General features: G+C 40.0%; 11 protein-coding genes. 4 read left to right on the forward strand and 7 right to left on the reverse strand.

The window, feature by feature from the left end:
* Positions 1–20 precede the first annotated feature (20 nt).
* The 3 genes from AQPE_RS00830 to AQPE_RS00840 all read left to right on the forward strand — a co-directional run bounded on the left by AQPE_RS00830 (position 21) and on the right by AQPE_RS00840 (position 8848).
* Entirely contained in the window at positions 21–4997 is a 4977-nt protein-coding gene (locus AQPE_RS00830; protein WP_318349145.1) for a translocation/assembly module TamB domain-containing protein, read from the forward strand.
* A 10-nt stretch (positions 4998–5007) separates the two neighbouring features.
* Positions 5008–7464 (forward strand): translocation and assembly module lipoprotein TamL, encoded by a 2457-nt coding sequence (gene tamL, locus AQPE_RS00835; RefSeq protein ID WP_318349146.1) that lies wholly within the window; start codon positions 5008–5010, stop codon positions 7462–7464.
* A 103-nt stretch (positions 7465–7567) separates the two neighbouring features.
* Positions 7568–8848, forward strand: a complete 1281-nt coding sequence (locus AQPE_RS00840; protein WP_318349147.1) for a L,D-transpeptidase family protein — start codon at positions 7568–7570, stop codon at positions 8846–8848.
* Here AQPE_RS00840 and AQPE_RS00845 read toward each other — a convergent pair.
* Complete coding sequence (locus AQPE_RS00845) at positions 8837–9517, reverse strand: murein L,D-transpeptidase catalytic domain family protein (RefSeq protein WP_318349148.1); 681 nt, start codon at positions 9515–9517, stop codon at positions 8837–8839. The genes AQPE_RS00840 and AQPE_RS00845 overlap by 12 nt on opposite strands.
* A gap of 153 nt (positions 9518–9670) precedes the next feature.
* On the opposite strand from AQPE_RS00845, the gene AQPE_RS00850 reads away from it, so the two are divergent.
* Positions 9671–9862, forward strand: a complete 192-nt coding sequence (locus AQPE_RS00850; protein WP_318349149.1) for a cold-shock protein — start codon at positions 9671–9673, stop codon at positions 9860–9862.
* 84 nt (positions 9863–9946) lie between these two features.
* Here AQPE_RS00850 and AQPE_RS00855 read toward each other — a convergent pair whose 3' ends face one another.
* The 6 genes from AQPE_RS00855 to AQPE_RS00880 are packed head-to-tail and all read right to left on the reverse strand — an operon-like array spanning position 9947 to position 15937.
* A complete protein-coding gene (locus AQPE_RS00855; protein ID WP_318349150.1) occupies positions 9947–11788 on the reverse strand; it encodes a BamA/TamA family outer membrane protein in 1842 nt (613 codons plus the stop codon).
* Positions 11789–11817: 29 nt separating this feature from the next.
* A complete protein-coding gene (locus AQPE_RS00860) occupies positions 11818–12522 on the reverse strand; it encodes an MlaD family protein (protein WP_318349151.1) in 705 nt (234 codons plus the stop codon).
* A gap of 19 nt (positions 12523–12541) precedes the next feature.
* Positions 12542–13303: an ABC transporter ATP-binding protein gene (locus tag AQPE_RS00865; RefSeq protein WP_318349152.1), complete on the reverse strand. Its 762-nt coding sequence runs from the start codon at positions 13301–13303 to the stop codon at positions 12542–12544.
* Positions 13300–14166 (reverse strand): MlaE family ABC transporter permease, encoded by an 867-nt coding sequence (locus AQPE_RS00870; protein WP_318349153.1) that lies wholly within the window; start codon positions 14164–14166, stop codon positions 13300–13302. The genes AQPE_RS00865 and AQPE_RS00870 overlap by 4 nt, the downstream gene beginning before the upstream one ends.
* Positions 14153–15157, reverse strand: a complete 1005-nt coding sequence (locus AQPE_RS00875; RefSeq protein WP_318349154.1) for an MlaD family protein — start codon at positions 15155–15157, stop codon at positions 14153–14155. Before AQPE_RS00875 ends, AQPE_RS00870 begins: the two co-directional genes overlap by 14 nt.
* 3 nt (positions 15158–15160) lie before the next feature.
* Positions 15161–15937, reverse strand: coding sequence for an ABC transporter ATP-binding protein (locus AQPE_RS00880; protein WP_318349155.1), 777 nt, complete (start codon positions 15935–15937; stop codon positions 15161–15163).
* Positions 15938–15939 lie beyond the last annotated feature (2 nt).

A 15939-nucleotide genomic window follows, 5' to 3' on the forward strand; every position in this document is an offset into this window, starting at 1 on the left:
TCTCTATAATAAACAGTTGAATGATGAAAGTGGCTGATGTTTTTAAAAGGGTTTTAAAGACTTTCATCTGGATAGTCAGTATTCTCGTGCTTATATTTCTCATAACAGCCGGAATCATCCAAATTCCTTTCATTCAAACTAAGATCGTTCGGTACGCTACAAATTTGGTCAGTAACAAAACCCACACAAAAGTTGAGATCAGAAATGTAAGTATTTCATTTCCAAAATCGATCGTAGTTGAAGGACTTTCCCTCGAAGATCTTCAGAAAGACACCTTACTTTATGCCGGAAAGACAAAAGTAAACATTGCGCTTTTGGGATTATTATCTAGCAAGATTGACATCAGTTCGATTGCTCTCGAAGACGCCACAGTCAGGTTGCACAGCACCAAAACCGATCCGCTGTTCAATTACAATTTTCTGGTCACTGCATTCAGTGATACAACCAAACCGGTCGTTTCAGATTCTTTAGCACAATCAAAATGGACATTCGACATTGATCATATAAGTCTGAAAAACATCCGGTTTCGATACAACGATGAATTTGCCGGAATGGATGTATCAGCAGCTCTGAAAGAATCAAAATTCAGCTTAAATGGCATTGATCTGCAAAAATCAGCCTATCGAATTGACGAATTGTCCTTGGAAGGATTAATCGCAAAAGTTTTTGTCAATGCTTCTCAAAATATTCAGACGAACCCATCTGCAAGTGCTTCACCAAAGATCTCAGCAAAAAATCTGCAACTCTCCAATTCAACCATAATCTATACCGATTCAGTTGGTTATCTGTCAGTTAATGCGATTATTGATCGCAGTGAACTGAAAGATGCTAACCTCGATTTGCAAATGCAACTGTTGTCGTCCAATTCCTTAGAATTATCGAAAAGCCAAATATTCTATCACACTTTTGCTCCTGAAGTCTCCATAAACACTACTGCTTCTTCATCCGGAAGCGATTGGAAAGTTACCATGAATAGCATTGAAATGGCCGATAATACCTTTGTTTATCAAATCGGGAATAATCCTGAACTGAAAGGTGCATTTGATCCGGATAATCTGACATACAGCAAATTAAATCTTGAAGCAACCGATTTTCAGTATTCAACTGAAACCACAAAAGCTTCGGTCAAAAAGTTCAGTACAACCGATCAAAACAACTTTGAAATCACAAATCTTGGAGGCGAATTCAAAATGGATGAACATTCCATTACCATCAATGAACTGAAAGCCAGTACCCCCCACTCTACGCTGGATGCTGATTTCAACATACAATTTAAATCTTTGGCAACTTTGACTGATTCGTTACAATTCACAGACTTGAATTTAGATCTGAAAAGTGCCAGCATCACCAATTCAGACATCCTCTATTTCAAACCTGATCTGAAAATTCAACCTTTCTTTCAAAACAGCTCAACCATCACAACCGCTTCAGGGCTACTAAGCGGGCAGATGAATAATCTATTTGCTAAAAATCTGGTGTTAAAAACCGGAGCGAATACCACTCTGGAAACCGATTTCTCGATCAAAGGATTGCCGGAATACAAAACTGCTTTTTATGATTTTCCCAATCTAAAATTGACTTCCGGCAAAAAAGACATTGAGATGCTGGCCGACACGCTAATTCCTGAAAGCATGGAAATCCCTGAAAATATCAGTCTCCAGCTTGCTTTTAAAGGGCAGCTAAAGTCTTTTAAAACAAATGCAGAGATCACCAGTAGTTTTGGGAATGCAAATCTTACGGCATCGGTCGATCCGGATGAAAATTTCAGCGGCAAATTGAATTTGATCAATATAGAGTTGGGGCGAATACTCAAAGATACATTGAAGTACGGACCAATTTCGTTAACAGCCGATGCAAGCGGCCAAGGCATGGATTTGAAAACAATGAAAGCAAAAATCAAGGCTGAAATAACATCGGTTTATCTAAATAAATACGACTATCAAAATGTAAAAATGGAGGGTTCAGTTTCCGGACAAGTATTCGAAGGAAAATTAAGCCTGAAAGACAAAAATGCTGAATTTGATCTGGATGCCACAGCGAACCTGAATCCGGGTCAGGAACAAGTTCAGTTACGTTTAAATCTGGCGGGAGCCGATCTTCAGAAACTTAATTTCAGCAAACCTGATTTACGTGCAGGACTGGTTGCAACGGCCGATTTTAAAGGAAATTCAGTCGACAACATCAATGGGAAAGTGAAAATTGCCAATATTGTTCTGGCGCACGATATGCAAAAATATGCGCTCGATTCGGTCGTGATTACTTCGGTCAATGTGCCCGGGAAAAGTGAATTCAGCGTAAAAAGCGACATCGTTGATATCAAATACGCCGGAGGTATTTCGCCGTATAGTCTTCCTGCCGAACTGGAAAAATTCATTAATCAATATTTCCCGATATCTGATACACTTTCATCAAATACGCAGCATAAACTTCAGGATTTCAATTTTGAGATTCAGTTACATAATCATCCCATTTTATCCGAAATTATTTTTCCTGAACTGCACGAATTTCAACCGGGAATCATTCAGGGAAGTTTCGACAGTCAGAAAAACAACCTGAAACTGAATACCACACTCAGCAAAATAGTCTATGGATCGACTGAAATACACGACTTTACGTTTGATATGAATTCAGATTTAAAGGCATTGAATTACCAGATTTCATGCAGAAGCATTTCGAATTCGCTGGCCAGTCTGGACAATTTTTCAATGGACGGAAATCTGGCTAACGGAAAAATCAACACGACCATTTCATCGCTTGATGCGAAGAAAAACAAAAAACTTGCGGTTACGACACAAATAATCAGGAAAAAAGACAATTACAAACTTACGCTCAATCCGGCTGATTTTTACATGATGTATGAAAAATGGAATATCGCTGCCGACAATTCCATTGAATTCGGGAACCAGGGATTTTTAATCCATCATTTTTCCCTGAACGATGACGAAAGCCAGATCAAAATTGCTTCAGTAAACGATGCGTTTAATAACGATGTAAAGATAGAAATCAGGAATTTAGATCTGGATGATATTTCAGGAATTTTTCAGAAGGATACCAGTTTGGTGAAAGGCGTTGTTGATGGAAATATTCTGCTCAAACGGGTTAATAATTCGTACGGATTAATCGCTGATGCTAAAATCATGAACCTCATTGTCGGCCATATTCCTATTGGCAATCTGACTGTAAAAGCGGAAAATCAAACTACTGAAAAATTTAATATCGATCTGAAGTTGTCTGGAGGTGAAAATAATTTAACGGCCAGCGGATTTTATGTACCGAATGGAGGCGATCAATCTATCCACATCAATGCGGCGATTCAATCGCTTTCACTGCAAACGGTTCAGGCGTTCTCGATGGGCACCATTACCAAAGCTTCAGGCAATCTGACAGGTAATTTTTTGGTGGAAGGAAATACAAGCCTGCCCGAAATAACCGGGCAACTTTCGTTCAACAACGCGATTATCACGCCCGCATTTCTGAATAATCCGCTGGAATTAAAGCATGAAACTTTTCAGTTGAAAAATGATGGAATCTATTTCAATCAGTTTACCATTTTAGATCAGGAAAAACACACCGCCATTCTCGACGGAGCGGTCAACATGAACCGGTTCAGCGATTTCAAATTTGCTTTATCGATCAATACAAAGGATTTTTTGCTCTTCAACACAGCGCAAAAAGACAACAAGGAATTCTACGGACGCATGATCATCGACAGCAAAATCGGGGTTAGCGGACCAATGTCACTCCCGGTTGTGAACGCGAAAATCAAATTAAAAAAAGGCTCCAACTTCACATTTGCCGTTCCTGAAGACCAATTAACAACCGACAAAGGCGAAGATGTGGTCGAATTTGAAACCGGGAACAATCTCAATCCGATTTTATACCCGGCTGAGAAAAAAGAAGTGCAAAAATCGAGTTTAACCGGTTTTGATGTTTCGTCTATCCTTGAAATTGACAAAGAAGCAACACTCCACCTGTTGATGGATCCTTCGTCCACTGACTCGTTAGTGGTAAGAGGCGATGCAGCATTGAGTTTCACCATCGACCGAAGTGGAAAAATGAGCCTGACCGGCGCCTATAATCTGAACGACGGCAGTTACATGGCCTCCCTGGAATCGCTGATTAAACGGAAGTTCGACATTGATCGCGGGAGTACAATCATCTGGAACGGTGATCCTTACGATGCAGAGATATCGATTAATGCAACGTATGAGGTTCGCGCTTCACCCATAGATCTGATGTCGGATCAAATGACGGGATTGAGTGAAACAGATAAAAACGGCTACAAGCAGCGTTACCCGTTTTTGGTACTGCTGAAATTACGGGGTAAAATTTTACAGCCTCAAATTAGCTTCGAAATACAGTTGCCTCCTGACGAGAAAGGCATTTTAAGTGGTGCGGTCAACCAAAAGCTGAGCATGTTAAACGAAGACGAATCGTCGTTGAACAAACAGGTTTTTGCCCTACTGGTTTTGGGCAGGTTTATTCAGGAAAATCCGTTACAAACCGAAACGGGAGGAACGTCCGATTTGGTTCGTGCAACAGTGGGCAAAATTTTATCGCAACAGCTTAATCAGTGGAGCTCGAAAGTGCTTCCGGGCGTGGATTTAAATTTCGACATTCAATCCTATAACGATTACCAGACTGGAGCCGCACAGGGAAGAACCCAGGTGGATATTGGCTTAAAGAAGCAACTTTTCGATGAGCGGCTGAGTGTTCAGCTTGGCGGGTCGGTGGATGTTGAAGGAGAAAAAGCCCGGCAAAATTCGGCAAGTAATATCACAAGCGATGTGGATGTGGAATATAAACTAACCAAAGATGGCCGCTACCGGCTGAAAGGATTCAGGCACAATCAATACGAAGGAGTGATTGAAGGTCAGCTCGTTGAAACCGGTGCAGGAGTTATTTATGTGCGTGATTTCAATAAATGGAAAGAATTCCTGAGAAAGAAGAAAATGAAGACTGAGAGTGATACGCTGAAAATGAAGAAAAATAAATGAAGCTATAACCATGAATCACTGTCGCAATATATTTTTTGCTTTACCCCTAAATCCCCTAAAGGGGACTTTAAAAAACTGCGCTAACTGGCAGCCTGGCGGTAATAGCCCCCTTCAGGGGGTTGGGGGTGTAACTGAGTTCTACAAAAAAGGGTTTTCGAAATTTAAATCATCTTTATTCAGCAGATTAAACTTCCTGATATTAACCTGCTGGCTTTTCGCTTCATGCAGCGGAACCAGAAATTTGCCTTCCGGAGAAAAGCTTTATACCGGAGCGGAAATTAATCTGGAATCGGCCTCTGACCTCAATAAAAAACACATAAAAACTGTAGTGGAAGGCGCTCTTCGTCCGGAACCCAACAAGGTATTTTTAGGCATGCGACCCCGCGTTTGGATGTATAATACCGCTGGCGAAAATCCGAAAAGCAAATTAGACAAATGGCTCAAGAAAAGAGGGACAGCACCGGTTTTGCTGAGCGACGTTAAACCCGCAGTGACTTCCAAAATCATTGATGCGACACTTTTTAACAACGGATTTTTCAAAAGTTACACCGAATATCAGATTGCAGATAAAAAGCGTACTGCAGAAGTAATTTATACAAGCCATATCGAAAAACCTTATCTGATTAAAGAATTAGATTATTCGATTTCAGACGACAGCTTAAATCATATCATTCAAAACGACGAGAAAAAATCACTCATTAAGCCTGACGAGGAATACAATCTGAATGTGCTGAAAAACGAGCGGGAACGAATTGATGCGAAATTAAAAGACAATGGATATTTTTATTTCAATCCTGATTATCTCCTTTTTAAAGCCGATACTTCAGAAGCAAATCATTCGGTAAACCTGAAACTTATGCTGAAGGACAGTGTCCCACAAACTGCGCTGACCATATACCACATTCGCAAAGTGGTGATTGATCAGGATTACTCATTAAATGAAGACGCTACAGAAATTAAGAAAGACACCATGATGTTTCAGAATACAGTGTTTATGGTGAATAAAGCCGTGCCAAGTATCAATCCAAAAGAAATACTCCGGTCGGTTTACCTGAAAAAGAACGAAGTTTTTTCACGAAAAAATCACGCCATCACGCTGAACCGTTTGATGTCACTGGATAATTTCAAATTTGTCAGGGTAAAATTTACCAATAGTGACACAACTGCTGCCGGATATCTGGACGTAACTATTTTAATGACACCTATGCCCAAACGTTCTTTCAGGGCTGAAATGGACCTGGTTACCAAATCGAATAATTTTACCGGGCCGCGAATGAATCTGAGCCTTCAGAACAGGAATACCTTTCATGGCGCTGAAATCCTGAAGTTAAACATGTCCGGATCGTTTGAAGCGCAATTGAATGGAACCGAGAAAAACCGCTATTCATATTCCTGGAATCCGCAACTTGATTTAACTTTTCCCCGGTTTATTACGCCATTTAACATCAATCGGTCAAGCAGCATTTACATACCAAAGACTAACTTTTCGCTTTCGTACAACTATCTGAAAAGAGTCGACTATTTCGACATGAAGACTTTTCAATTCGGATACAGCTACAAGTGGAAAGAAAATATTGTGAAAGAACACGAATTGACACCAATCAATGTGAGTTTTTCGACCATCGGGAATAAGTCGGTGGCATTCCAAGCCTTGTTGGATTCCATTCCCTATCTAAAAAAAAGTTATGAAGAGCAATTTATAGCCGGCGGCAGCTATTCGTTTACCTACAACGAGCAAGTACTCGCGGGCAAAAAGATGCAATACTTTTTCCATGCCACCACTGAAGTTGCCGGCAATGCGTTTTCTTTGGCAAAGCACATTGCAGGTGAAAAAGTTTCATCAGCCGATCCATCAAAAGTAGTTGGCTCAGTCTATTCGCAATTCGCCAAATTAAGCCTGGAAGGCCGTGCTTATTATAACTTCAGGGATAAAAACAGTTTAGCGATGCGGATTTTTGCCGGAGTGGGCAAGCCGTATGGGAACTCATCGGTATTACCCTATTCCAAGCAATTTTTCAGCGGCGGGCCGAATAGTCTTCGGGCTTTTCAAATTAATTCCGTCGGACCAGGAACTTTTAATCAAGACAGCATTAACACTGGTTTTCTGTATATGGGCGGTGATGTAAAACTGGAAGCGAATGCCGAATATCGTTTTGGCATTTACCGCTATTTTAAAGGCGCTTTGTTTGTCGATGCCGGAAATGTATGGCTTTTAAAATCCAATCCGACCAATATCGGAAGCCCGTTTATGTTGTCGAATTTCGCAGATCAGCTGGCTGTCGGCACAGGCTTCGGACTTCGCGTTGATGTTTCGTTCTTCGTTTTACGGTTCGATCTGGCCATGCCACTGCGAAAACCCTGGCTCGAAGAAAACCATCGCTGGGTAGCGAATCAGATTGACTTTGGAAGTTCAGCATGGAGAAAAGATAACCTGGTATTGAATGTGGCTATTGGGTATCCGTTCTAAGATCAAACCTGTGAATCATGTAACTCTTTCATGAAATTGTGTAAAATATTCAGGGAAAAACCGGAACATCTTTGTTAAAAACTATATACAAAACAAATGTCCCATGAGAAATATAAATAAAATACTAACTCTTTTCATCGTCAGTTTCATTGTTGCAAGCAGCTTTGCACAAAGTCCAGTCCAAAAGCTAGATGCCGGGAATAAAGCCGACTCAATTGTACAGACATTTTATAATATCAGTCAAGTTCCACTCTATTGGCTTTCATCGCGAAAAGACACCAAAAGAGCATACGAATGGTTAACGGCAATTGAAATGGCAAAAGAATCTGACTTGGTTTCGAGGAACCTAATGACAGGGCAAATTCGCACCGCAATGCTGGGTAAAAACATCAGGGACAAAACGTTAAAGGCAAAGACTGACAAACAGATTACAGGTCTGATTTTAAATTTCCTCAAAGAATTACAAACTGTTGATGTTCATTTTGATTATGATGAAATTAGTGTAGCCACACCTGATTCTGTTTACATTTATCAGTTGATAAATTCAAAAGATAAAGGGCCGGTTTCTCAAATCGTTTCTAAGCTCGAATGTCAGGATCACGAGTATCAGGTTCTGAAAAAATTTCTGAAAGATTCGATTCCAGATAAGAATACATTGAAATACAAATCAGTAGTTCAATCGATGAATGTTTTGAAGTATATCTCAAAAAATCGTCAACCGGAATACATTGTTGCTAACATACCTGAAACAGAGGTCCGTTATTTTCAGGATAGTCAGCTAAAACTAAAGATGAAATCAGTGGTTGGTAAGAAGAAAAATCAGACTCCAACAATTTCCTCATACATCACCAACATTGTGACTTTCCCGGCATGGAATGTTCCTTTTTCAATTGCGTCGAAAGAGCTTTTGCCCAAAGTACAAAAAGACGAAAGTTATCTGGAACGAAATAATTTCGAGGTAGTTGATGCCAAAGGAAATGCTGTTGACGATTCTGATCTCAACTGGGATTCGTATACAGAAAAGAACTTTCCCTATTTCTTTCGCGAATCTACCGGGCCAAATAATTCGCTAGGCGTATTAAAATTTAACCTTGGAAATCCATTCAGCATCTATTTACACGACACCAACTCGAAAGGGGCTTTTGCAAAGGAATCCAGGTTTTTAAGTCACGGTTGTGTTCGCTTGGAAAAACCCATTGAACTTGCCGACTTACTGACAAGGAGAAAAGTGAATGTGTGGGAATTAAAAACCGGACAAAAAGACACTGAATCGAAAATCATCAAGCTAGAGCAAAAGGTACCGGTTTTCATCGTTTATATGCCGGTAATAGTCAATGGCGAGCAAGTGACTTTTCTGAAAGATACTTACGGACTAATTAAGTAAAGCTGATTTGCTAAGGTATTCCTTGTCCGGATTATAAAGAAACAAACAAGTTCCGCCTTTAATGGCTTCAATTATTAGTTTATTCATTTCAGGTGGAACTGAAGGACACCCATAACTCCGCCCAAGTCTTCCAAATTTTTTAATGAAATTTTCGGTAGCATATTCAGCCGCATGAATAATAATCGCCCGTTGCACTGCGTGATCATTAAATCCTTTTTCAACACCGTCAATTAGCAACGAAAAACCAGTATGTGATCCCATAATCGGATGTTCAGTGATGTAAAAGCCAAGGCTACTTTTATATGAACCTTCAACGTTCGAAAACGACTTGGCATACTCGTCACCAGTATTCCGTCCGTGTGCCACATAGGTATTAAACAGAAGTTTCTTGTTTTTCAAATCAATAACATACAGGCGTTTCTTATTGCTCGACTGAGAGTAGTCGGCAATAGTTACTATCGTTGCATTATTCAATTTCTTTTCGGTATCCAGTTTTTTTAAACCTTTAATTGCCAAATTAAATACATCTCTGGTCAAGCCAGTATCGGCCAGGTTCACTGCTGCATAAATATCTTCATTAACAGCCTCGGCTGAAATATTCTCATTGACACCGGCATTATTTACAGCGGGTATCAGGAGGAAAAACAGATAGAATATTAATTTTTTCATTGGGGTAAAAGTACGTTAATATTCATGAAGCACAAACCGAATGATTTTCAGAATACCTAAAAGGAAAGTAATTTAATTAAATTATTGAAAATAAATGAATTATCCGACATATAAGTGTATCTTGCACGAACATTTATTTTTATTAAAATTATCATGAATAAAGGAACAGTAAAATTTTTCAACGAATCTAAAGGATTCGGATTTATTAAAGACAGTGGATCAGATAAAGAGTACTTTGTACACGTATCTGGTTTAAACGACCAAGTCAGAGAAAATGACGAAGTAACTTTTGACCTTCAAGAAGGAAATAAAGGATTAAATGCCGTAAACGTTAAACTAGCTTAGTTTATCCCTATACAAGACATTTATTATTTAAAAAGCCGTTCCAATTCAATTTGGGACGGCTTTTTTTGTATTGAAGACAGACTCTTACCGAAATACAACCGGACCTGGTTTACCGATTTCAAAATCCCGGAACCCAAAATCGGTCGTACTGAAAGAGTTTATTTTGAAGATGTTATTTCCGCTCCCCGGAATAATTGGATAAAACGAAAGAGTAATCTGAAACATATTGAAAACTAAATTTTCATTTTTTATTTGTACGCCTAGGCCAATTTTCGAATAGACCTTACTGTTTTTAAATCCAGTTGCTTCATCGCCCAGAAAACCAAGCGAATAGGAAATAAAAGGGCCAAACCGAAACCCGATAAAATTCCATGGAGCGTAAGCCTGAGTCTGCAAAGTCAATAACAGACGACTTGTACCTTGTAGCTCGGTTGAGCGAAAACCATCCAAGCCATAGCCATCGTTGAGTGTTAAGCTATCAGAAGGAAAGCGATTGAAGCCAAAAGTGAGTTGCGGTTTTACGAATTGCCTGAATTTCCATTTACCAATTTCGATTAATCCGGTAAAATAATTCAGGCCAACATTAAATACTCCTTCCTCAACATGCGAAGCTCGAATGAAGGTTCCGTACTCAAAATTGGAACTCAGGTAGCCCCAAGGATAATAGCTTCCCATTGAAATGCGAGCGCCCAAATAAATCCTGTCTGTCTGACTTTTCTCCTGAAAACCGGCAGTAAGGCTGAAAACCTTACCAACAGGCACATCTTCAGTAATTCCAAACTTAAAAATATATTTATCCTGAACGTACCTTCGAGTCGAAACGCCTATGCTACCGAGGTAAAAATTCTCGTCGGTAAACATGTGATGCGTGTCAAAAATTACGCTTGGTTTTTCCAGGTAGCGAACGCGCAAAAAACGTAGGATTGAAATGAAATTAGTTGTCCGGATATATTCCGATTGGCCTTTCCACAATTGCATGGCATTACCCACCCAAAAATCCTGAGAATTAAACTTATACCGCAACATCTCCAGGTGAAGATTGTCGAAATTTGCCGAATCGTTAAAAAATTGTTGTGTAAAATTCACACCTGCAGCCCATTTGGCAAAGGGCGAAAAGAACGGGCGGTCAATGGCGAAGCTTCGGCTAAATTTCCGATCCCCTTCTTTTCCTAAGTGTACAGTTCCCCGAACATAGCTATTCTTGATGTTTGGGATCGAATAATTGGCATGATAAGCATTGAATCCTTCAGTATAATTTCGAGTGAAATCGCCCTGTAATTCATGTCCCAAACCCAGAAAATTTTTGTCGGCTAAATTGATAGTACTGCTTGATGCAGAAGCTGATCCTTTGGGAATGATGCTCCAAATGTCCAATTCACGAATGAAGATGTCAACAGAATCGGATCCTTTTGCGGTAGCTTTAACGAAAAATGAAACATCGCGGATATATTTCTGGCTGCGAACCAATCGTTCTGATTCTTTGACAAGTAAGGCATCAAAAATCTGGTTTTGATGAATAAGCAACAGATTGCGAATGGTTATCCGCTGCGATTTCACATGTAGTCCGTTGCCTGTCTTTGACAGAAAATTGGGTTCTCTAAAAATGGTATCGCCAATTGAATAACCAAACGGATCGAGTGTTTCAATGTTAATATGTCTGATAATTTTTCCGTCAAAAGTGTTGTAAGGCTTTTGGATCAACTTCTTATACACGTGCATTCTGCCATTTTTGGAGCGCGAAGCGGAAGCGACCGGCCTGAATATGAGGCCGTACATAAATTTCGTAAACTTTCCGCGTTTCGAAAAAGATTCAATTTCAGTATAGATCTGGGTTGAATCTTTTTTGACAGGCTTTTGCTGTGCCCATGCAAATTCATGCGTTGAGATCAGAACAAGAACTAGAAATGGGAGAATTTTGAATCTCATTTGCATTGCCAATTAGGTACCAGTTATGCTTACTTTTTCTCATCAGCAGCTTTCTTTTCTTCAGCTCTGGCTTTCTTGTTGAAATAGCCTCGTAAAAGGAAATTATGCTTGGCAGCGTTCATATTTTCATCCAATCCTTTTGAACTTTTCTTCAGGTTGATGATTGTCTGATTCAAATTTCGCGCAATGGTTGTATCCTGAATTAAACGTCCAAGTGTTCCTGTTCCGCTGTTTATTTTGGCCATAATTTCGGCAAGTTCCTGGGTAATTACCTCGGCATTCTCAGCGGTAACCTTCAGGCTCGACATGATGGCATCTGTTTCGACCGGTTCAACCGATTCGAGCTGTTCACCTTCTCTGGCCAAAGGAGCATCAAAACTTCCCTGAGAAATTATGACAAGCCGGTCGCCAATCAGACCTTCAGAGCCAATGGCAACTTCACTGTCAGATTTAATAAAACGCCTGACTTCTTGTTTGATCAACATATCAACCCTAACCGTTGAATCGTTTATGATTGCAATGTTATCAACTGTTCCGATGACAATTCCAGAGAAGCGTATATTATTTCCAACCTGTAATCCGCTCACATTGTAAAAGGTTGTCGTTAATTTGTAAACCGGATTAAACAGATTCTTTTGTTTACCGATGATAAATATTGCCAGTACAAACAAGGCCAAACCTCCGGCAACAAACATTCCTAAGCGTACTTTAAATTGTGGTGTATGTGTATCCATGATGGTATGTTTTTGATAGTTATTTGAAAAATGACTGAATGATTGGATCGGAAGATTGCTCGAATTCTTCGAGACTCCCTACCAGATATACTTCTCCGTCTTTTAGCATGATAATCCGATTGGCCGTGTTACGGGCGCACTCTATATCGTGTGTAATAATGATGGATGAAGTTTTGTATCTTTTCTGAATATCGTTGATGAGCCCACTTATTTCGTCTGAAGTCACCGGATCGAGCCCGGTGGTGGGTTCGTCGTACAGCATGATCATCGGATCGATCACAATTGTTCGTGCCAGGCTGATCCGTTTCCGCATTCCTCCTGAAAGTTGCGATGGCATTTTATTCAATGCATCAGCCAAACCTACGTTTTCCAGAACTTCAATAATTTTTTCTGATATCTCCTTTTCGGTAAGGTTCTTTCTTATCCGGCGCAACGGGAATTCAAGGTTTTCCTTTACGGTCATCGAATCGTACAAGGCTCCACTCTGAAAAAGAAAACCAATTTTCTGTCTCAATTCGCCCAACCGATCACTATTTAGCGTGCTTATATTTTCGCCAAGAACTTGAATCGTTCCACCATCAGGATTTAACAACCGCACGATGCACTTGATCAGGACTGATTTTCCGGTACCCGATTTACCAAGAACGACCAGATTTTCGCCATTGATGAGTTTTAAGGAAACGTCTTTCAGTACCAGTTGAGTGCCAAATGATTTCTTCAGGTTATTGATTTCAATAACATGTTTTGCTGTAACTTCAGTATCTGTTTGGATTGTGTTCATTTTACCAACATATCAGTAATTTGCACTGCGATCATATCTGTTATTATTACCAGGAGTGAAGCCAAAACCACCGCAGAATTTGCCGCCACGCCAACACTTTCGGTTCCTCGCCCGGCATTGTAACCTTTATAGCTTCCAACTAATCCGATAACTGCACCGAAAAAAATGGATTTGACAACGGCAGGTAAAAAATCGATGAAATCGATATGTGCAAAGGCTTGTGAAAAGAATAGCGAAAACGAAACGTCACCTTTAATATTGGCGCCGCCCCAACTTCCAAGTATACCCAGTAGATCGGAATAAAGAATCAGCAGCGGAATCATTAATGTGGCTGCCAGCACTCTGGTCACCACCAGAAACCGCATCGGGTTGGTTGACGAAACTTCCATCGCTTCAATCTGTTCGGTTACCTTCATCGACCCTAACTCAGCGCCAATTCCTGAACCAATTTTCCCGGCGCAAATCAATGCGGTGATAACAGGTCCCATTTCCCTGATCAGCGAGACGGCCACCATCCCCGGAAGCATAGTTACTGCCCCAAAATCGACCAATACCGGGCGCGACTGAATGGTTAACACCAATCCAATAATTGCCCCAATGATTGAAATCAGTGGTAAGGTTTTAGCTCCAATTTGATAACACTGGCGAAAGAATTCTTTCCACTCGAAGTGTCCCGAAAACATCTCCTTAGTGAGTTCTGCCATAAATAAAGCGACATTGGCAACATCAGTAAAAAAGCTACCGACACCTTGTGTTTTAGCTATTGTTTTCTCGCTAAGCACAGTCATTGAATGCTTTGTTGCATCCCGAACCTTCGGAATTACTTTAACGGGATTAAATTTTCGCTGTTTAGTTTGTGTCATTCGTTATCTGTTTTTTATTTTCAGGCAAACTGCTTTCTTCTGTTTTTGCCTTCTTTTTAAAATAGCCTCTCAGTAAAAAATTGTGCTGTGCGGCTTCCAAATCTTCATCAAGTTTTGCTGAACTGGTTTCCAGATTTTTAATCGTTTCTTTTAGTCGGGTGCCTGATTCATCGTCGTGTAACAAAACACCAATAGCTGAATTCGGGTTGGAACTTGCCTTTTTGAGATTGGCGATGAACACCGTTGCAGTATCAGCCATTTGTTGCAATTGCAAAACCGAAGCTTTTACCGATTTAAAAACCACAGTGTCAGTTGTCAATTCATTGGCAAGCGTGCCTTTTTTATTCAATCCTGAACTGAATTCGGACAACGAAGCCAGCATTTGTTCTGCTTTTGCAGATGCCTTATGTAGCGAAGCTATAGTTGCATTGATATTGGTATAGATTAAACTATCGTTGAGCAATTTACCTAAAGTGCCTTCGCCCGCAGCTAATTTTTTAGTGATGATTTTTACATCGTTTGTTATGGCTAAAATGTTTTTATTGTTTTCCTGTGCAGTGTTAATCATATCCTCCGACGTGAAAGTTTTTTCCACCAACAAAGTATCACCATCCTCTACTTCAGCAAATCCATCTGTTCCACCATAAATCACCAGAATTTTATTTCCGATCAGACCGTCGCTGCTGATTTTAACTTTTGCATCTTTCCGAATGTACTTTTTCGCTTTTATGGCCACATTCATGTCCACTTCCACCTGCGATTTTCCATGAAAATTCAGGCTGTTTACGGTTCCTATTTTAACTCCTGAGTACCAAATGTTATTTCCAGGCTGCAACCCGCTTATGTCATCAAAAAGTGAAACCAATTGCATTTTCCGGTTAAAAGTTTCCCTAAGGTTTCCTACAATAAGAACTCCTGCCAGCAGAAACAACAGACCGACTATTACAAAAACCCCAACGATTACTGCACGTTTATTTGGTGATTCATTCATGATTTATTGTATAAAATTGTAATTAAAGAAACCTTTTACCTGTTCGTTATCGCTTGCGAAAACCTCATCAAACGTTCCCACTTTTAAAAACTTTCCTTTGTGCAACATGGCAATCCGGTTACCGGTATTTTTGGCACAGGTAAGGTCGTGTGTAATAATCACCGAACTGGTGTTGTATTTTTGCTGGACTTCATTGATCAATTCAATAATTTCAGCACTTGTAATCGGGTCGAGTCCTGAAGTTGGCTCATCGTATAACATGATTTCAGGCTTTAGAATTAGTGTACGGGCAATGCCAATCCGCTTACGTTGCCCGCCTGACAGATCGGAAGGCATTTGTTTGCTTTTATTAGCCAGACCAACCGAATCCAAAACATCGTTAACAGCATAATCGACCTCACTTTTAGACAGATTCTTCACATTCATGGTCAACGGAAAAGCAAGATTTTGATAGACGTTCATGCTGTCGTACAATGCACTGTTCTGAAATGAAAATCCAATCCGGATACGCAATGCATCCAGTTCTTTCCCGGATAACTTATCCACCTGTTTTCCCAAAACGATTACTTCTCCCTTATCTGGCTTAAGCAGTCCTACAATAATTTTTATTAAAACAGATTTTCCCGTACCCGACTTTCCAAGCACAGCTATATTTTCCCCTTTAAAAAGATTGAAATCTATTCCTTTTAGTACCGGCACTTCATCAAACGATTTAAAAAGTCCGGTAATGGAAATGACCGATTCATCTTTATTGATAATATGTTGTTTCAAGTTTTCCATGA

Origin of the sequence: Aquipluma nitroreducens, from assembly GCF_009689585.1 — a bacterium.
Taxonomy (GTDB): domain Bacteria; phylum Bacteroidota; class Bacteroidia; order Bacteroidales; family Prolixibacteraceae; genus Aquipluma; species Aquipluma nitroreducens.

Coding starts and splice junctions, on each gene's coding strand:
- AQPE_RS00830 (WP_318349145.1), top strand. CDS start 21: ATGATGAAAGTGGCTGATGTTTTTAAAAGGGTTTTAAAGACTTTCATC.
- tamL (WP_318349146.1), top strand. CDS start 5,008: ATGAATCACTGTCGCAATATATTTTTTGCTTTACCCCTAAATCCCCTA.
- AQPE_RS00840 (WP_318349147.1), top strand. CDS start 7,568: ATGAGAAATATAAATAAAATACTAACTCTTTTCATCGTCAGTTTCATT.
- AQPE_RS00845 (WP_318349148.1), bottom strand. CDS start 9,517: ATGAAAAAATTAATATTCTATCTGTTTTTCCTCCTGATACCCGCTGTA.
- AQPE_RS00850 (WP_318349149.1), top strand. CDS start 9,671: ATGAATAAAGGAACAGTAAAATTTTTCAACGAATCTAAAGGATTCGGA.
- AQPE_RS00855 (WP_318349150.1), bottom strand. CDS start 11,788: ATGAGATTCAAAATTCTCCCATTTCTAGTTCTTGTTCTGATCTCAACG.
- AQPE_RS00860 (WP_318349151.1), bottom strand. CDS start 12,522: ATGGATACACATACACCACAATTTAAAGTACGCTTAGGAATGTTTGTT.
- AQPE_RS00865 (WP_318349152.1), bottom strand. CDS start 13,303: ATGAACACAATCCAAACAGATACTGAAGTTACAGCAAAACATGTTATT.
- AQPE_RS00870 (WP_318349153.1), bottom strand. CDS start 14,166: ATGACACAAACTAAACAGCGAAAATTTAATCCCGTTAAAGTAATTCCG.
- AQPE_RS00875 (WP_318349154.1), bottom strand. CDS start 15,157: ATGAATGAATCACCAAATAAACGTGCAGTAATCGTTGGGGTTTTTGTA.
- AQPE_RS00880 (WP_318349155.1), bottom strand. CDS start 15,937: ATGGAAAACTTGAAACAACATATTATCAATAAAGATGAATCGGTCATT.